The following is an 18,236-nucleotide window of genomic DNA, read 5'->3' on the forward strand; positions in this document are numbered from 1 at the left end:
CGCTTGGGGGGTGCGGATGCTATCCCGCGCCCATGACAACCGCCCCGATTTCCAACATCCGCAACTTCTCCATCGTCGCCCATATCGACCATGGCAAATCGACCCTGGCCGACCGCCTGATCCAGATGACGGGCGGACTGTCGGATCGCGAAATGGCGGGCAAGGAACAGGTGCTCGATTCCATGGATATCGAGCGCGAGCGCGGCATCACGATCAAGGCGCAGACCGTCCGGCTGAACTACCGCGCCAAGGACGGCAAGGATTACGTCTTCAACCTGATGGACACGCCCGGCCATGTCGACTTCGCCTACGAGGTGTCGCGGTCGCTGGCGGCGTGCGAGGGTTCCCTGCTGGTGGTCGACGCCAGCCAGGGCGTCGAGGCGCAGACGCTCGCCAACGTCTACCAGGCGCTCGACAATAACCACGAGATCGTGCCGGTCCTGAACAAGGTCGACTTGCCCGCCGCCGAGCCGGAGAAGGTGAAGCAGCAGATCGAGGACGTGATCGGCATCGATGCGTCCGATGCCGTGATGATCTCGGCCAAGACGGGGCTCGGCGTGCCCGACGTGCTGGAGGCGATCGTCACTCGCCTGCCGCCGCCGAAGGGCGACCGCGACGCGACGCTGAAGGCGCTGCTGGTCGACAGTTGGTACGACGTCTATCTCGGCGTGGTCGTGCTGATCCGCGTGGTCGATGGCGTGATGAAGAAGGGCCAGCGCATCCGCATGATGGGCACCGGCGCCGCCTACGACATCGAGCGCGTCGGCTTCTTCACTCCGAAGATGGAGCAGGTCGAGGAGCTCGGCCCCGGCGAGATCGGATTCATCACCGCGGCGATCAAGGAAGTCGCCGACACCCGCGTCGGCGACACCATCACCGACGACCGGAAGCCGATCAGCGAGATGCTGCCGGGCTTCAAGCCGGCGATCCCGGTGGTGTTCTGCGGCCTGTTTCCGGTCGACGCCAATGACTTCGAGACGCTGCGCGCCGCGATGGGCAAGCTGCGGCTGAATGACGCGAGCTTCTCCTACGAGATGGAAACGTCCGCCGCGCTCGGCTTCGGCTTCCGCTGCGGCTTCCTCGGCCTGTTGCATCTGGAGATCATCCAGGAGCGGCTGTCGCGCGAGTTCGACCTCAACCTGATCGCGACCGCGCCGAGCGTCATCTACAAGATGAGGCTGACCGACGGCAGCGAGCTCGAGATCCACAACCCGGTCGACATGCCCGACGTGGTCAAGATCGCCGAGATCGACGAGCCCTGGATCGAGGCCACCATCCTCACCCCCGATGAATATCTCGGCAGCGTGCTGAAGCTGTGCCAGGACCGCCGCGGCGCGCAGAAGGAGCTGACCTATGTCGGCAGCCGCGCGATGGTGAAATACGACCTGCCGCTCAACGAGGTGGTGTTCGATTTCTACGACCGCCTGAAGTCGGTCTCCAAGGGCTATGCCTCGTTCGACTATCATTTGACCGACTACAAGCCGGCCGACCTCGTGAAGATGCAGATCCTGGTCAACGCCGAGCCCGTCGACGCGCTGTCGATGCTGGTGCATCGCACCCGCGCGGAAGGCCGCGGCCGCGCCATGGTCGAGAAGATGAAGGAGCTGATTCCGCCGCACATGTTCCAGATCCCGATCCAGGCGGCGATCGGCGGCAAGGTGATCGCGCGCGAAACCGTGCGCGCGCTGCGCAAGGACGTCACCGCGAAGTGCTACGGCGGCGACATCACCCGTAAACGAAAACTTCTGGAGAAGCAGAAGGAAGGCAAGAAGAAGATGCGGCAGTTCGGCAAGGTCGACATCCCGCAGGAAGCCTTCATCGCCGCGCTCAAGGTGGATAGCTGAGACATCGTCACGGACTGTCGCCAGCTTGACGACGACCGCGCCGGTCCCGCCGTAAGCAAAAATCTCGAAAACAACCCCATGCAAAGTAGCCGGAGGTGGATATCGGGCGCGCTAGCGGACGCGCGCAGGATGTCCATCGTTGTCCTAGCAACAAAACGCACCATGATTTGAATCGCCATCGCACGGTGGTCCGATTAAGCTTCGATCATGTTGCGCATCCTGTCCCTCCTTGTCGTCATCCTCGCATTGCTGCAACCGGACCTGAGCTCGGCCGCGTCGTCGAAGAAGCGGCATGGCAGCACGCGCTGGCATGGCTACGGCTTCCTGCCCGGCTACCGGCAGCCGCCGAACCAGACCATCCCGGTGTTCGGCCCGCGCGGCGCCGCCCGTGGCTATCCGGACTATGCGCCGCAGTACTGGTATGGCGGTGACTGGCACTATTTCGGCCGGCCCGGCTTCTATCGCGGCCGCTACAATGGCGGCAGCTTCGGCCCGTGCTGGACCTGGACGCCGATCGGCCGCGCCTGGAATTGCGGATAGAGCATGATGGGATCAGGTTGACCAACAGCTCGGAGGTCACCTCTCCCCGGCGGGGTACGGCTATCGCATTTGGGGAGAAAAGCGCCCTGCGGCCATCCTTCGAGACGCCCGCCTTTGGCGGGCTCCTCAGGATGAGGTCTTGCTTTGCGGCACAATAGTAGACCCTCATGGTGAGGAGCGCCGCTTGCGGCGCGTCTCGAACCACGAGGCCGAGTACGCACGCAGCCGCCCAAGGCGGCATATGCGATTCACACCCAGCGCCGCACCCGGGCGACATAGTCATCATAGGCCGCGCCGAACTGGCGGCGCATCTTGGCTTCCTCGAAGGGAATGTGCACCCAGTTGGCGGTCGCGAATACCGCGACCGGCGCAATCAACATCGGCCAGGCCCCGACCCATAGCGCGATGCCCAGCGCGAGCAGCACGAGGCCGGAATACATCGGGTTGCGGGTGAACCGGTAAGGGCCGCTGGTGACCAGCGCGCGATTAGTCGGCGACGTCGGTTCGATCTCGGTGCCTTCGCGCCGAAACAGGACGAACGCCCACACCGGCGCGATGAACGCGATCACCACCAGCGCGATCCCGAGCAGTGGATTCGGCAGGCCGGGAAGCGCCGGCCAGCCGAGCCACCAGCTCAGCGCCGCGCACATAAGGAGATAGATCAACGTCCAGATCGGCGGAGGGAGCTTGAGCATGGCCGAACCTCGCTGGGATGGAACGCACAACCGGCATCTGAGCTGCGGCTACCACAAAAACATGTTCGCCCTGCGTCCGTTGCGACGATCCACTCCACCGATCCGGACACATCTCGTACCGACCCGACCGTCGCACGACTTCGATGGCGGCTCTGCGATGATGCCACCCCGCCTTGCCCTCTTCCACTGGATAAGCCACCATCGTGCACCCGCCCACCAAGAACGTGAAAAGGGGCAGAGGACACGCATGAGCAGGCCGCAGGGTTTCGACCTCGTCGAACGGGCGCGCGCGCTGGCGCCGCTGATCACAAGTGAAGCCGACGAGATCGAGCGGACGCGGCGGCTGACACCGGCGGTCACCTCGGCGCTGGTGGAGAACGGGCTCTATCGCGCGCTGCTGCCGAAACGGTTCGGCGGCGCCGAGGCGACGCTGGAATCGTTCATGCAGATGCAGGAGGAGATCGCCAAGGCCGATGCCTCGACCGCCTGGTGCCTCGGCCAGTGCAGCGTCTGCGCCATGACCGCGGCCTATCTCGAACCCGACGCCGCCAACGCGATCTTCAACACCGCGCCGGGCATCCTCGCCTGGGGCGCGATCGCCCATGAGGTTCGCGCCGAGCCCGGCGGCTACCGCGCCAGCGCGCGCTGGGACTTTGCCTCCGGCTCGCGGCAGGCAAGCTGGCTCGGCGCCCATGTCCGCGTCGTCGAAGCTGACGGCTCACCGCGCAAGAAGGCCGACGGTTCGCCGGAAATCCGCACCATCCTGTTTCCGGTGTCGTCGGCGACCATGCACGATGTCTGGGACGTGATCGGACTGAAAGGCACCGGCACCGATTCCTACTCGGTCGAGAATCTCTTCATCCCCGAACAATTCGCCGCGCTGCGCGACGATCCGGCCGCGCTCCGCGAGCCGGGCCCGCTCTACAAGCTCTCCACCAACATGGCGTTCAGCATGGGCTTTGCCGCCACCTCGCTCGGCGTCGCGCGCGCCATGCTGGATGCGGCGACCGAGCTTGCGCGCGGCAAGACCCCGCAAGGGCTGAAGGCGATGCGCGACAACAACGCTGTGCAGGGGCAGATCGGCCGCACCGAGGCCAGCCTGCGCGCCGCCCGCGCCTATCTCTATGCGACCGTAAACGACGTCTGGCGGGATCTCGCGCGCGGCGATCCCCTCACCGAGGCGCATCGCGTCGCGATCCGGATCGCCTCGACCTGGACCATCCATCAATCGGCCGCGGTGGTCGACACCGCCTATCACATGGCCGGCGCCACCGCGGTGTTCGCCAAAAATCCGTTCGAGCGGCGCTTCCGCGACATGCACGCGATCGCCCAGCAGATCCAGGCGCGCGACACGCAGTATGAGGACGCCGGCAAGGCGATCCTGGCGGGCAATCTCGCCGCACCGCCGACCGCTCGCTGAGGCGTGATGAAGTCAGATTGAACCAAGGCGCGTACTCATACATCTGCCATGTCGGCTCTATCCCCTAAAACCGGACATCGCCGGGTGACCACGGCATGCCCGTTTTGGGCCCAGAAGCGGAAGTCACGTTTGGCTGGAGAACAGGCAAGCTTCTGTTAACGCAATGGCCATGATTGTGCACATTGCGCTGGACAAACGCTTAAGTTGCTTTCCATGAAGCGCTTCCTGCTTGTCACCCTGATAGTGCTCGTCGCTGCCTTCGCGACCTATAAATTCTTCTATCCGTCCTACACTTATCGCTACCGCTTAACGGTCAATATTGAGACGGACGGCAAACTCCACTCGGGTTCAAGTGTAGTCGAGGTGGTCTGGCATGCGCACGTTCTGCCAGAGCTGGTGTCATTTTCACCCGAATTGCGCGGGCAGGCGGCGCTAGTTGATCTTGGAGAGCATGGCGTAGTGGTTGCGACGTTAACAGCCGATGATTGGGGTTGGCATAATAGCAATGCGGGTTGGGGCGCACTCTGGCTTGTTCCTCGCGCATTTGGCGTCAGGGACTCAAATGAAGGGCTGTCCAAACTTGTAAATCTCCACGGCAAACGCGAACTTGCCCTCGATAATCTCCCACGTTTGTTGTGGCTCTCAAATCCGCGAGACCCAACAACAGCTAAGACGATAAGTATAGACGACATACCGTCCGACTTCGGCTCCTCGGCCAAATTTGCGGGAGCATCCGTTGAGATCACAAGCGATCCGCTCGTGGCCAACATCCGCGAAGCGCTGCCGTGGATTACCTCGCTGGAGGGCAAGCCCGCAGGCAATGATCGTATCTACCCGAATAAGCTTAGCATCGGCCGTTACATGTTTATTGGAGACGCCTCGTGAGATCGGACGTCCGCAACGGGTCATTCTCGACCGATTTCAACGTGGCTTCGCGATGTCCGCTTGTTCTCGGGAAGCGGACGTCGGACCGTTGGCCTTTACGAGTACGCGTCCCAACGACCGCGAAGATGCTGCGCTCCCTCTCCCCGTGCTCCCAGGGCTATCGCATATGCCGCCTTGGGCGGCTGCGCACATACTCGGCCTCGTGGTTCGAGACGCGCCGCAGGCGGCGCTCCTCACCATGAGGGTCTACTATTGTGCCGCAAAACAAGACCTCATCCTGAGGAGCCCGCCAAAGGCGGGCGTCTCGAAGGATGACCACAGGGCCGCTCGGGGTCAAAACGCGACGAACTCAAGTTGAGCAAACCTCGTCCGCTCGGCCGCAACGAGCAGACTTCCGTCAGACGACGCGCAACTTCGCTTACGGGCCACAACCAGACCTGCGGTCAGGTCACTCGGCTCGCTTCCAAATCACATCGACTATATCTCCTGCCGGCGGACGAACGGTCAGCGTCAGTTGGTCTCCCGCAACCACGACAAAGCGCTTCTGTTCGGTGCCATTCCAGTTTGGAAAGGAGCTGCCTTCAACGCGGATCGCGACGCTGCTATCTGCCTCGTTTGCTGAATACGTTCCGAAGTAGGTTATGGTGCCGTCCGCGGTTTCCTTGTTTTCCTCAGGTGTGCCCTGCCACAGGGTATTGCTCGTGTATTTGGCTCGATCTGAGCGCATCACCGTGATGATGTATCGCCCACCTGCATCAAAGAATGCGATGCCCTTCGGAGCGGGCCCATAGCGCTCGATCTTGGTGCCATCGCCTTTCTTTTGCTCCCACGAGAGCAAGGTCCAGGTGCCGACCAGTTGATCTTTGAGCGATTGCTTCTGACCAAGCGCGTCGATTGTCATCATGAACGATCCAGAAACCGCAATGGCACATGCTACAAAAATTGCTCGCAAAGTCATTGATGTATTCCAATGGAAGAATTGATGAATAGCTGTCGAGCACTCTGGACGTTACCACGCAGGGGCGAGCCCGGTAAGATGAGTCCGGCAGGTCCGCTCTGGATCATTCTCGGCCGATTTCAATGTAGATTCGCGATGTCTGCTTATTCTCCGGAGGCGGACATCGGACCGTTGGCGCTCATGAGTACGCGCCCTAACGACCGCGCTAAGGCGCGACGAAGTCAGATTGAACCAGGGCGTGAGATGCGGTCGAAGAGCGACCGCGCTGCGCTCCCTCTCCCGGTGCTTACGCAGGGCAATCGCATTTGGGAAAAAACACCCTGTGGCGCATCCTTCGAGACGCCCGCCTTTGGCGGGCTCCTCAGGATGAGGTCTTGTTTTGCGGCACAATAGTAGACCCTCATGGTGAGGAGCGCCGCTTGCGGCGCGTCTCGAACCACGAGGCCGAGTACGTGCGCAGCCATCCAAGGCGGCACATGCGCCAGCCCTGCGTGCTTACGGAGTCGAGACGAGCGAAGCTCGCTCTTAGAGGGTCGGGGTGGGGCCGTCTCCGCACATACGGCCAGAGCTGCATTTGCGGAGACTCCCCCTCACCCGGAACGCATCTAACGATGCATTCCGACCTCTCCCCGCACGCGGGGCGAGGTGAAGCGGAGTCCGCGGCTCGATCCGAAGCAAGGTCATCTCGTTCCAGGGCGCGTACTCATACATCCGCCATGTCGGCTTTACCCAAACCGGACATCGCTGGATGACCACGGCATGTCGCCTTTGGGCCCAAAGGCAGACATCTTGGCTCTTCACCTATTCATCAACGAGAGTGGTTGGCCTCGTCGGAGAGCCTGCTTGAGCGCGGTGAAGAGTTCGGGCAACCGTTTGATCAGGTCTGCAAGCCGGTCGCGGGAGAACTCGACACAGGCAGGTAGAACGCTGGCTTCGATGTAGCCACTGGGGTGTCCCCATACAACGTCAGCATGCACTAGTGACGGCGCTTTGTGCAGGTGCTTTAGCGACACCGATAGCGCCACGTGGTCAGGCAGATCGGGGCGGCTTTCCTTCAATAGGCATTCGATTCCAATAATGTGACCGTTCCAATCTGTGCGGCTTCCTACCGATGAATCGCAGATAATGGTTGTCACATCAGGATACTCTCTTCTCAACTCTCGCTCCCAGTCCTGCAAGACCGGCAGAAGGGCGGTACGGAGTTGCGATACGGGGTCCACTTCGAAGGTCTCCTCGCGCCATCGAACCTCAGGGTTAGGCATCCTACGCGAAACGCTTGCGGGAAAGCCACTCGCGGGCGCCGCCTTGGATGGCTGCGTACGTACTCGGCCTCGTGGTTCGAGACGCGCCGCAAGCGGCGCTCCTCACCATGAGGGTCTATTATTGTGCCGCAAAACAGGACCGCATCGCGATTGGGCGGCATGGTACGAAAGTAGGCACCGGCGGCCACGGTCGGGTTAGGAATACCGCAGGCAACAACATCCGGTTGTTAAGATTTTTCTGAGACCTTGCGGACGGCGCTAATGCCTGGAGTCCCGCTGGTCCCATGTTCAAGCTTCAATCGATTGCCGCCCGCCTGATCCTGGCGATTTCACTGACCGTTGCGGTCGCCTGCGCCATCCTCGGCGGCTTCTCCATCGGCCAGCAGCGCGCGCTGACGCGGCTGGCGCTCGATCAGCAGCTCAAGCTGCAATATGACAGCGTGATTGCAGCGATCGACTACGAAGGGCGTGCGGCGCTCGCGGTCTCGGCGGTGATCGCCGCCTTGCCGCCGGTCGAGGATGCCATCGCCAAAGGCGACCGCGAGGGCCTCGGAAAGCTGCTCGGCGCCCCCTGGGCGGCGATGAAGGCGCAAGGCATTCCGCTGATCTCGTTCTGGCAGGCCCCCGCGACCGGCTTCTACCGGGTCCACGCGCCGAAGGTGTTCGGCGACGATGCCTCCACCCGGCGCACGACGGTGGTGGAATCGATCAAGGCCGGCAAGCCGATCGTCGGCGTCGAGCCCGGTCGCGAAGCGCTTTCGATCTTCGGCATGACCCCGATCATGCGCGACGGCAAGACGCTGGCCAATGTCGACGTCGGCGCCGCCTTCGGCAAGGAATTCGTCGATCGCGCCAAGAAGCGGTTCGGCATCGACCTTGCCGTGCATTCGTTCGACGGCCAGAGCTTCAGGCGGCTGTCCTCGACCTTCGGCGACACCGTGGTCGCGACCCAGGACGAGCTCAGAAGCGTGATGCACGGTGAGCCGCTGCTGCGTGATGCGACGCTCAACGGCCATGCGGTCGAGCTTTATCTCGGGCAGATCAGGAACTATGCCGGCCAGCCGGTTGCCGTGCTCGAGATCATCAAGGACACCACGGATTACGAAGCCGCCGCGGCGAGCGCGCAGCGCAATCTGATCCTCGGCACGGTCGCGATCCTGGCCGCGGCCGTGCTGCTTGCGTTCCTGCTCGGCCGCGGCCTCTCCCGGCCGCTGACCGCGATCACCGCGGTGATGAATCGCCTCTCGAGCGGTGACACCAGCGTCACGATTCCCGGCAGCGAGCGGCGCGACGAGCTCGGCACCATGGCGAAGGCGGTCGACGTGTTTCGCCGCAGCATGATCGAAACCACCTCATTGCGCGAGGCGCAGGAGGCCGACAAGACGAAGGCCGAGGCCGAGAAGCAGGCGTTGCAGCGGCAGATGGCCGATCGCTTCGAATCCGACGTCAAGGGCATGGTCGCCGCGGTCGCGCGGTCGTCGAGCGACATGCAGCGCGTCGCGAGCGAGATCACGACGAGCGTCAACGGCGCTTCCGAGCGGACCTCGGCCGCGGCCGCGGCCTCCGAAGAGGCGTCGGCCAGCGTCAACGCGGTCGCCGCGGCGACCGAGGAACTGGCGTCCTCGATCACCGAGATCGGCCGTCAGGTCACCCATTCCAGTCACGTGGCCGACAATGCCGTGGTCAAGGCCAAGGAGACCACCGAGATGGTGGCCGGCCTCGCCGCATCCGCCGAGAAGATCGGCGACGTGCTGCGCCTGATCAGCGCGATCGCCAGCCAGACCAATCTGCTGGCGCTCAATGCCACCATCGAGGCAGCCCGCGCCGGCGAAGCCGGCCGCGGCTTCGCGGTGGTCGCCGCCGAGGTGAAGGAGCTGGCGAGCCAGACCGCGAAGGCCACCGAGGAGATCGCCGGCCAGGTCGGCGCGATCCAGCAGGCGACCGGCGACTGCGTCAGCGCGATCGGCGACATCAGCGCGACCATCAGCGAAATCTCGGGCATCGCCACCGCAATCGCGGCCGCCGTCGAGCAGCAGGACTCGGCGACACGCGAGATCGCCCGCAGCGTGCAGCAGGCGTCCGCGGGCACCGGCGAAGTCTCCGCCAATGTCGCCGGCGCGAGCGAGGCCGCCGGTCAGTCCCGCGCCCTCACCGGTAACGTGCTCGACACGTCGAGCCAGCTCGGCGAGCACGCCTCAGCGCTGTCGCATAGCGTGGATACGTTCCTCGCCGGATTGCGCAACGCGGCCTAAAACCTGATGAGGTTAGGCTGAGCTGGAGCGGCGTCGAAAGTTCACCGCTCCCTTGGGAGAGGTGAACCGAGACCACGCCAAGCCGATTCAACCAAAACTCATCCCGCTTGAGAGCCCGCTCCTATCGGATCGGAACAGGTTCTGGGTTCTTGTGTGTCGCGTTTTCTTCACGCGAGCCGGCGCCCGCTTCGCTTGAAAACGCTCTAACCGGGCGTACCGAGCTTGACGTCACGGCCAAGGCAGCACGGGTGGCGAACCGGATCGGCTCGCCTTGTCGTCCGGCTTCGCTGCAAGCCGTCCCCATTGGCTCATGAAGGGCATCTTGAGCAACCCGGATAGCGACTGCTTCTCGGGATCATCGAAACCGTCAAGGCCATAGCGCAGCTCCGCGAAGCGCGGACCACGGTTATAGGTGCCGCCAAGCCGATCCCAGATCGAGAGCAGGTTCGAATAATTGCTGTCGGTCTCCGGCTGATAGCGCGAATGATGCATCTTGTGCATGTTCGGCGTCACGACGGCGAGCCGCAGCCAGCAATCGAGCCGCTCGGCCAAGCGAATGTTGGCGTGCTCGACCTGGGCGTTCAGCGCCGACAGTGTCAGATAGGTGACCAGCACCCAGGCCGGCGTTCCGAACACGAACACACCCGCAATATGCCAGCCGATCCGCCACAGCGTTTCGCCGGGGTGCTCGCGGAAGGCGGTGGTGACATCGACGAAGCGATCGGCATGGTGCATGCGGTGGAAGCGCCACATCCAGCCGAGCTTGTGCATGGAGACATGAGCGAAATACGCGAACAGGTCGAGACCAGCGATCCCAAGCAGGAACTGGCTCAGGGGTGACAGGCCGAGCCAGTGCGAGAGGCCGAATTTCGCTTCGAGCGTCCATTGCGCCGCCAGCGGCGACAGCGGGCTGAGCAGCAGGTTGACGCCGATGAAGATCACGGTGATGGCCGCGTTGCGGCCGATATTGCGCAGCCGGTCGCCGCGATCGTAGTCAAACAGCGGAAACGCGGCCTCGAACAGCAGCACGAGCGCAAAGGTCGCGAGCAGGAAGGCGATGCGCGAGCCAATCGACGGCAGCTCGACATGGGCCATCTCCCCCGCGCCCGGATGCCACAGCAGCTTTGCAAAGCCGATCATGGCCGAATGCTCCTCTTTACAAAACGAATATTCGTTCTTTATAGTGACGGCGAATGATCGTCAAGCCGGCCGCCCCGACCGATTACGACCTGACAAGGACCCGACAATGCCGAAGGTGAAGCCCGAGACCCTCGCGATCCGCCGCGAGGAGATTCTGCAGGCGGCGGAAATCTGCTTTGCGCGCCAGGGGTTTCACCAGACCACCATCCAGGACGTGATCAAGCAGTCCGGGCTCAGCGCCGGCTGCATCTACGGGCATTTCACCAACAAGGAGCAGTTGATCCAGGCGATCGGAGAAAGCCGCCATGGCCGCGACAGCGCGCTGCTCGCGCTCAGGGGGCCGTCGGACGACCCATTGCAGAGCCTGCGGTCGATCGCCCGCGCCTTTCTTGGCGACCTGCAGAAGGAAGAAGGACTGCGCGCCCGCCGCGTCGCGCTGCAGCTCTGGGCGGAAGCGCTGCGCGACGACGTGGTCCGCGACCAGGTGACGAGCGGAATTCGCCAGCCGGTCGCCATGATCGTGGACCTGCTGCGGCGCGGCCAGAAGGGCGGCGCGATCGACCGCAGCGTGCAGCCACGCGGCGCCGCACGGGCGATGGTCGCCATGTTCCAGGGCATCGTGCTGCAACGGCTGTGGGGCGAAGCCGTCTCGACCGCGGAGGCAATGCACGCCTTCGACATCTTTCTCGCCGGGCTTGCCGCAAGGCGCTGACGGGGAATGCGGTGATCATCCACGACCTCATCGCCGGCATTGCTACGGGCCTCGCCGGCGGCCTGACCGCAGGGCTGCTCGGCGTCAGCCCCGGCGGCGGACTGGTCGTGTTCTCGGTCCTGCTGCTCGGCGCCGGGCAGCATGTCGCGCAGGGCATCTCGCTGGTCGCCCAGGTGCCGCCGACCGGCCTTACCGGCATCAGGCGCTATTGGCAGAGCGGCAACCGCACGCCGCCCCGCTGGATCGTCCTGCTCGCGATCGGCTTCGTCGGCGGTGGCACAGCCGGCGCGCTGGCGGCGAATCATGTGTCCGAGCCAGCGTTGCGCTGGACCTATGTGGCCTATCTCGCCGCGCTCGATGCGATGCTGATCCTGCGCGGCGGAGGCGACAAGGCGGAGCACCGCGACAAAGCCGCCGCGCGCGACGCGTCCTCGCCGGCACTGCTCATTGTTGGGATGCTGGCAGGCCTGTCGTCAGGTTTTCTCGGCATCGGCGGCGGGCTCGCGACCGTCGTGGGCCTCAGCGCCGTGCTCGAAGTGCCGCAGCACCAGGCGCAGATGGTAAGCCTCGTGATGTCGCTGATCCCGACCACCATTCCCTCGGCCTGGATCTATTGGAGCGAAGGCTCGCTGGCGTCCTGGCCGGTGCTGTCGGGCGTCATCATCGGCCTGCTCGCCGGCACCGATCTCGGCGCCCGGGCCGCCAACCGCATCGACCGCGCCAGCTTGCGGATCGCGATGATCTTCTTCGTGTCGCTGATGGCGATCTATATGACCGTCAAGGCGCTGTGGTAGACAGACGCGCTACGTCCTCCTCACGGAGCCCACCATGCGCAAGCCGGCAGCACCGATCAGCAAAGCCGCACGACGACCGCACGCGAAAGCGGCGGATGCGCTGTTCGACGCATACCCTGCCACGGTCAAGGCCAAGCTGCTGGCGCTCCGGCGCCTGATCCTCGATACGGCGAAGGCCACCAGAGGTGTCGGCGCGCTTGAGGAGACGCTGAAATGGGGCCAGCCGAGCTACCTGACCGCGGAGACGGGAAGCGGCAGCACGGTTCGCATCGACCAGGTGAAGCCGGGCACGGACCAGGTCGCGATCTACTTCCATTGCCAGACCAATCTGGTCGAGACGTTCCGCGAGCTCTATCCCGAGCTCCGCTACAGCGGCAATCGCGCGATCCTGCTCGACGTTCGCGACAAGCTCCCGGAGGCCGCGCTGCGCCACTGCGTGGCGCTGGCGCTGACCTATCATCTGAGGAAGGCAACCGCGGGAGCGTGATCCGGTAGGGTGGGCAAAGGCGCAGCGCGCCGTGCCCACCATCTCCTGCACAGAAGACCACATTGGTGGGCACGCTTCGCTTTGCCCACCCTACGGTTCTCCTGAACAAGAAGGCGTCATAGAGCGTCATGAGATTAGGTCGAAGAGCGACGGTGGTGCGCTCCCTCGCCCCGTTCTTGCGGGGAGAGGGGTGGGGTGAGGGGCCGTCTCCGCGCATTCCGATGATAGCTGCATTCGCGGAGCCTCCCCCTTGTATCTGCACGGCCATGATTTGTGCGATGGAAGCGACTTGCGCTTTGGCCGGTGGCCACCGGCCAAAGCGCGTGGCGATGTCGCCCGTTTGCCCCTCCGGCTACAACCGTGGGTGAGCTCTGGGATCTTCGCCATGTCACGCACGACCGAACAGTCGCTTGAGTTCCGATCGCATGGACAAGGCAGGTTACCGTGAAGAAGACGATTTGTGGAGTGGACGTTTCGAAGGCCAGGCTCGATGCCTGTATCGAACCCGGACAACGGTTTGCGAGCTTCGATAATGATGCCGCAGGCATTGCCAAGCTGGCCGCGTTCTGTCGCGAGCACGCCGTCACGTTGGCGGTGATGGAGGCCAGTGGCGGTTACGAGCGAGGGGTGTTCGTCGGGCTCTGGGAGGAGGGGATCAGTTGCGCGCTGACCAATCCCCGCAGCGTCCGGCGCTATGCCGAGGCGATGGGCATTCTGGAGAAGACCGACCGGATCGATTCCTCGGTGATTGCCCGCTTCGCCCATGCCAAGAACTTGGCAGCGACCCCGCTGCCAAGCGAAGCCCAGCAGCGGCTGAAGGCCCTGGTGACAAGGCTCAGACAGGTCACCGACGATCTGACCGTCCAGAAGCAGCGCCGCGCCAGCATGTTCGACAACGGCGAGATGCGTGCGAGCATTGACGAGGTGATCGTCCTGCTGAAGCGCCAATCCCTCTCGCTCGAAGGGGAGATCGCTTCGATGATCGATGACGACCCGCTGTGGGCAAAGCTCGCCGAGACCTGGCGCGAGATGAAGGGCGTTGCCGGACGGACCGTCGCCCGCCTCCATGCCGAGCTGCCGGAGATCGGCACGGTGTCCAACAAGGCCATTGCCAAGCTTGCCGGTCTCGCCCCGATCGCCAATGACAGTGGCAAGCGCAAGGGTAAGCGACCCACCCGCGGCGGCCGCGCCGGCGTCCGCTCCATCCTCTTCCTCGTCGCGGCCATCGCCGCCCGCTACGACAACAGCCTCGGCGAGTTCCGCGACCGGCTGCTCAAGGCTGGCAAGGAGAAAATGGTCGTGCGCATTGCGCTCGCCCGCAAGCTCCTGGTCCGCCTCAACGCCAAAGCACGCGATGCGCGTGCCGCTTACCCCAATGCAACTTGACAATCCAGATAGTCGCTCACCCGGAACGCATCTAGCGATGCGTTCCGACCTCTCCCCGCACGCGGGGCGAGGTAAAGCGGAGCCCGACGCGCGATTCAAAGTAACATCATCTCGCTCCGGGCTTCCCTACGCCACCAGCGCGGTCCCCGCCTCAGCGCCGCGCTGCGCCTGCAGCAGGCTGACGACTTCGGCATTCGGCCGGGCACGGCTGAACAGGAAGCCTTGCCCCTCGTGGCAGCCTTCGGCGCGCAAACAGCTCAGCTCGGCCTCGGTCTCGACGCCCTCCGCGGTGATGGTGACGCCGAGCCCGATGCCGAGGCTGACGATCGAGCGCACGATCGCCTGCGCGTCGCGGTTGGCGCCGAGGTCGCGCACGAACGACTGATCGATCTTGATCTTGTCGAACGGGAAGCTGCGCAGATAGCTCAGGCTCGAATAGCCGGTGCCGAAATCGTCCATCGACATGCGCACCCCGAGCGCGCGCAGCGCATGCAGCGTGGCCAGCACCTGGCTGCTCTTCTCGAGCAGCAGCGTCTCGGTGATCTCGAGTTCGAGCCGCCGCGCCGGCAGGCCGGATCGCTTCAATGCATCGGTGACGAGCGACAGCAGATTGCCGGTGCGGAATTGCAGCGGCGAGAGGTTGACGGCGACGCGGACGTCATCCGGCCACTGCGCCGCATCCATGCAGGCGCGGTGCAGCATCAGCCCGCCGAGCGGGTTGATCAGGCCGGTCTCCTCCGCCACCGGAATGAACTCGCCGGGCGAGATCATGCCGCGCTCCGGATGCGGCCAGCGCACCAGCGCCTCGAAGCCGGTGATGCGTCCGCTCGCGAGATCGACCAGCGGCTGGTAGTACGGCCGCAGGCCCTCGTTCTGGATCGCGTCGCGCAGGTCGATCTCGATCTTGCGCCGGCTCTGGGCGCGCGCGTCCATCTCCGCCTCGAAGAAGGAAAAGGTGCCGCGGAATTCGCGCTTGGCGCGCGACAGCGCCATGTCGGCGCTCTTCAACAGCTTTTCCGAATCCTCGCCGTCGCCGGGCGACATCGCGATGCCGATGCTGGCGCCGATCACCACCGAATGCCCGTCGAGCAGATATGGCTCGCCGATCGCATCCAGGATGCGCTTGGCCAGCAAGACCGCGTCCTCGGGCCGGACCACGCCGCTCTGCACGATGGTGAACTCGTCGGAATTGAGCCGGGCCAGCGCATCCTCCTCGCGCAAGGTCGAGCGCAGCCGCTTGGCGACGCCGCGCAGCAGCTTGTCGCCGACGCCATGGCCGAGCGTGTCGTTGACCGCCTTGAAGTTGTCGAGCCCGAGCATCAGCACCGCGACTTTGTCCGAGCTGCGGCGGCTGTGCTGCAGCATCTCGTCCATCTGCTGGCGCAGCAGGGTGCGATTCGGCAGGCCGGTCAGGCTGTCATGCTGCGCCATGAAGGCAAGCCGCGCCTCGGCGCGCTTGCGCTCGGTCATATCCATCAGCGCGAGCAGCATCGCCGGCTGGCCGCCGTGCATCAGTTGGCGCGAGTAGATCGCAAGATCGATCAGCGTGCCGTCGGCACGAACGTGCTTCCAGGTGCGTGCGGCCTGTTCATCGGTGCTGCGCCCGGCGGCCCACGGCAGCTCGGGATCGAACGCCTGCAGGCTTCGGATCGTAAGCTTCTCGAACTCGGCGCGGGCATAGCCGTAATGGGCGACCGCGGCATCGTTCACGCTGAGAATCCGCTCGCCGTCGAGCGCGCACAGGATCATCGGCACCGGGTTGCCGTCGAACAGCAGGCGGAACGACGCCTCGCGCTGCTTCAGCTCGGTGATGTCGACGCGCAGCCCGACGATGCCGCCATCCGAGGTCAGCCGTTCCTCGATCAGGACGACGCGGCCGTCGGCGAGCACCTGCTCGTGCCGTTCGCCCGGCTGATACATCTTCTTCAGCCGCTCGGCGATCCATTGCTCCTCGCGGCCCTCGGCCTCGGGATAATCGCCGCGCTCGACGCCGATGCGGATGGTGTCTTCCAGCCGCACGCCATGCTCGAACAGATCCGAGCTGCGCTTGTAGATCTCCGCGTATTTCTTGTTCCAGAGAATGTAGCGGCCCTCGGCATCGAGGAACACGATGCCCTGCGGCAGGATGTCGATCGCCTCGCGCAGCCGCTCGTTGGACCTGCGTGCCTCCGCGATCGCCGCCTCGGCCTGCGCACGTTGGCGCACCAGCTCGCCGATTGCGCTGGCGCCACGCTGCGACCCGCCCGACGGGTTCGGTGCAGGTTTGGCCCGATGGCCACCGCGAAGGCGCCTTGCAACTTGCTTCGGTTTCTTGATTTTCTTTGGCCGCATTATCGGCATCGCACGCCCCACGCGCATTCCAGCTTGGCGGCATTTCTGCGATAAGCATCTGAAAAATTGGTATCTATTGACGAGGAACGACGCAGGAGGTGCGCCCGCGGCCTGCCCGCTTTGAAGGCGAATACGCGCATCGCGCGAGTGTACAACGCCATGCAATCGACGTCGCCGCTCATTCGCGAGGTGGAAGCGCCGGGGCATGGTGAGGAACGCGTAAACAAACGTGCGATTGCACAATGGACGCGCTGAAACCTGCTGAAGCGCACGAATATGTGTCAACGCGCGATAGCGTTATCGTCGAGTTAAGGCGCGACGCGTCACTTCCGATGCGCATCCCAGCGCAGTCGTCATTCAGGCTGTGGGCGATCAATCAATTGCGATGAAAGCGCCGTCCGCTCACGGCAAATCCATGCTAGCTTCGCGTGGACAGAGTGATCCGAATGACACCCCGCCTGCTTCTGATCCCGCTCCTGCTCTCCATCCTCGTCGCCACCAGTTCCGCCTGGTCGCAGGACAAGGGCACCATTGACCCCAAGCCGTTGCCGCCGCTCGCCAACCCCAACGATCCGAAACTCGCCGCGAAGGAATTGTTCGCGCGCAAGGTGCTGCCGGCCGCGATGCCGACGCAGGCGATCGGCTCCTACGCGAAGGGCTGTCTCGCCGGCGCGGTGAAGATGCCGCTGAACGGCGATACCTGGCAGGTGATGCGGCTGTCGCGCAACCGCTACTGGGGCCACCCGGCGATGATTGCGCTGCTGAAGCGGCTTGCGGCGAAGGCGCACAAGGACGCAGGCTGGCCCGGCATTCTGGTCGGCGACATCGGTCAGCCGCGCGGCGGTCCCGCGCTGTCCGGCCACGCCAGCCACCAGATCGGGCTCGATGCCGACATCTGGCTGACGCCGATGCCCGACCACACCTTGTCGCGCGAAGAACGCGAGGAGACGTCGGCAGTCATGATGGTGCGTGACGACCGGCTCGACGTTGATCCGCGCGTCTTCACACCCGGCCATGTGCTGGTCCTTCGCGACGCGGCGCAGGAGCCTGCCGTGCAGCGGATCTTCGTCAATGCCGCGATCAAGAAAGCACTGTGCCGCGAAGCCAAGGGCGACCGGAGCTGGCTGTCGAAGATCAGGCCGTGGTGGGGCCACGACTACCACTTCCACATCCGGATGCGCTGCCCGCCCGGAAGCCGCGAATGCAAAGGACAACCGTCGCAATCCGGCGACGAAGGCTGCAAGCCCTCCGACCTCGCCTTCTGGTTCAAGGAGTCGGTGCTGCATCCGAAACCGCCGCCGAAGCCACCGAAGCCGCGCCCGCCCATGACGCTGGCGCAACTACCGGCGGACTGCAAAGCCGTGCTGAAGGCGCCCGACGCCAAGCAATAACATCTTTGTCAGGCGCTATTCCGGCGCCTCAGAAATGCGCTATCATGACTACGTCGTCGCGCCGTAAGCGCGTGCGAGCCGCGGGTCAGGGCCGTTGATCCAGCTCACCTCCACTTCATCAATGCGGAGGTCGTCACTC

15 protein-coding genes are annotated in these 18,236 nt (G+C 64.2%); 10 read left to right on the top strand and 5 right to left on the bottom strand.

Going from position 1 to position 18,236, the window contains the following annotated elements; translation table 11 throughout:
• Window positions 1-32: 32 nt before the first annotated feature.
• Both lepA and P6U30_RS35695 read left to right on the top strand, forming a co-directional pair.
• On the top strand, window positions 33-1,844 hold the full coding sequence (gene lepA, locus P6U30_RS35690) for a translation elongation factor 4 (RefSeq protein ID WP_407167336.1): 1,812 nt from the start codon (window positions 33-35) through the stop codon (window positions 1,842-1,844).
• Window positions 1,845-2,051: 207 nt separating this feature from the next.
• Complete coding sequence (locus tag P6U30_RS35695) at window positions 2,052-2,384, top strand: hypothetical protein (protein ID WP_407167337.1); 333 nt, start codon at window positions 2,052-2,054, stop codon at window positions 2,382-2,384.
• A 248-nt stretch (window positions 2,385-2,632) separates the two neighbouring features.
• Here P6U30_RS35695 and P6U30_RS35700 read toward each other — a convergent pair whose 3' ends face one another.
• Window positions 2,633-3,079 carry a methyltransferase family protein gene (locus P6U30_RS35700; RefSeq protein ID WP_407167338.1) on the bottom strand — a complete coding sequence of 149 codons (447 nt, stop codon included), beginning with the start codon at window positions 3,077-3,079 and terminating at the stop codon, window positions 2,633-2,635.
• 247 nt (window positions 3,080-3,326) lie between these two features.
• Here P6U30_RS35700 and P6U30_RS35705 point away from each other — a divergent pair, with 247 nt between their 5' ends.
• Both P6U30_RS35705 and P6U30_RS35710 read left to right on the top strand, forming a co-directional pair.
• A complete protein-coding gene (locus P6U30_RS35705) occupies window positions 3,327-4,499 on the top strand; it encodes an acyl-CoA dehydrogenase family protein (RefSeq protein WP_407167339.1) in 1,173 nt (390 codons plus the stop codon).
• 213 nt (window positions 4,500-4,712) lie between these two features.
• A complete protein-coding gene (locus tag P6U30_RS35710) occupies window positions 4,713-5,384 on the top strand; it encodes a hypothetical protein (protein WP_407167340.1) in 672 nt (223 codons plus the stop codon).
• Between the two features lie 448 nt (window positions 5,385-5,832).
• Here the strand turns inward: P6U30_RS35710 and P6U30_RS35715 are convergent, their stop codons facing one another.
• Both P6U30_RS35715 and P6U30_RS35720 read right to left on the bottom strand, forming a co-directional pair.
• Window positions 5,833-6,342 carry a lipocalin-like domain-containing protein gene (locus P6U30_RS35715; RefSeq protein ID WP_407167341.1) on the bottom strand — a complete coding sequence of 170 codons (510 nt, stop codon included), beginning with the start codon at window positions 6,340-6,342 and terminating at the stop codon, window positions 5,833-5,835.
• Window positions 6,343-7,139: 797 nt separating this feature from the next.
• A complete protein-coding gene (locus P6U30_RS35720) occupies window positions 7,140-7,562 on the bottom strand; it encodes a hypothetical protein (RefSeq protein WP_407167342.1) in 423 nt (140 codons plus the stop codon).
• Between the two features lie 326 nt (window positions 7,563-7,888).
• On the opposite strand from P6U30_RS35720, the gene P6U30_RS35725 reads away from it, so the two are divergent.
• Window positions 7,889-9,856, top strand: a complete 1,968-nt coding sequence (locus tag P6U30_RS35725; protein WP_407167343.1) for a methyl-accepting chemotaxis protein — start codon at window positions 7,889-7,891, stop codon at window positions 9,854-9,856.
• Window positions 9,857-10,084: 228 nt separating this feature from the next.
• On the opposite strand, the gene P6U30_RS35730 is transcribed toward P6U30_RS35725, so the two are convergent.
• Window positions 10,085-10,996 (bottom strand): sterol desaturase family protein, encoded by a 912-nt coding sequence (locus P6U30_RS35730; RefSeq protein WP_407167344.1) that lies wholly within the window; start codon window positions 10,994-10,996, stop codon window positions 10,085-10,087.
• A 106-nt stretch (window positions 10,997-11,102) separates the two neighbouring features.
• On the opposite strand from P6U30_RS35730, the gene P6U30_RS35735 reads away from it, so the two are divergent.
• From P6U30_RS35735 to P6U30_RS35750, 4 genes are all read left to right on the top strand, one after another.
• A complete protein-coding gene (locus P6U30_RS35735; RefSeq protein ID WP_407167345.1) occupies window positions 11,103-11,708 on the top strand; it encodes a TetR/AcrR family transcriptional regulator in 606 nt (201 codons plus the stop codon).
• Between the two features lie 11 nt (window positions 11,709-11,719).
• A complete protein-coding gene (locus P6U30_RS35740) occupies window positions 11,720-12,502 on the top strand; it encodes a sulfite exporter TauE/SafE family protein (protein ID WP_407167346.1) in 783 nt (260 codons plus the stop codon).
• 34 nt (window positions 12,503-12,536) lie between these two features.
• Entirely contained in the window at window positions 12,537-12,989 is a 453-nt protein-coding gene (locus tag P6U30_RS35745) for a DUF1801 domain-containing protein (protein WP_407167347.1), read from the top strand.
• Between the two features lie 444 nt (window positions 12,990-13,433).
• On the top strand, window positions 13,434-14,375 hold the full coding sequence (locus P6U30_RS35750; RefSeq protein WP_407166174.1) for an IS110 family transposase: 942 nt from the start codon (window positions 13,434-13,436) through the stop codon (window positions 14,373-14,375).
• A 126-nt stretch (window positions 14,376-14,501) separates the two neighbouring features.
• Here P6U30_RS35750 and P6U30_RS35755 read toward each other — a convergent pair whose 3' ends face one another.
• Window positions 14,502-16,715: a putative bifunctional diguanylate cyclase/phosphodiesterase gene (locus P6U30_RS35755; RefSeq protein WP_407167348.1), complete on the bottom strand. Its 2,214-nt coding sequence runs from the start codon at window positions 16,713-16,715 to the stop codon at window positions 14,502-14,504.
• Between the two features lie 437 nt (window positions 16,716-17,152).
• On the opposite strand from P6U30_RS35755, the gene mepA reads away from it, so the two are divergent.
• Window positions 17,153-18,097 (top strand): penicillin-insensitive murein endopeptidase, encoded by a 945-nt coding sequence (mepA, locus tag P6U30_RS35760; protein WP_407167349.1) that lies wholly within the window; start codon window positions 17,153-17,155, stop codon window positions 18,095-18,097.
• The last annotated feature ends 139 nt before the right edge of the window (window positions 18,098-18,236 follow it).

This window comes from Bradyrhizobium sp. ORS 111, from assembly GCF_045571485.1.
GTDB lineage: Bacteria > Pseudomonadota > Alphaproteobacteria > Rhizobiales > Xanthobacteraceae > Bradyrhizobium.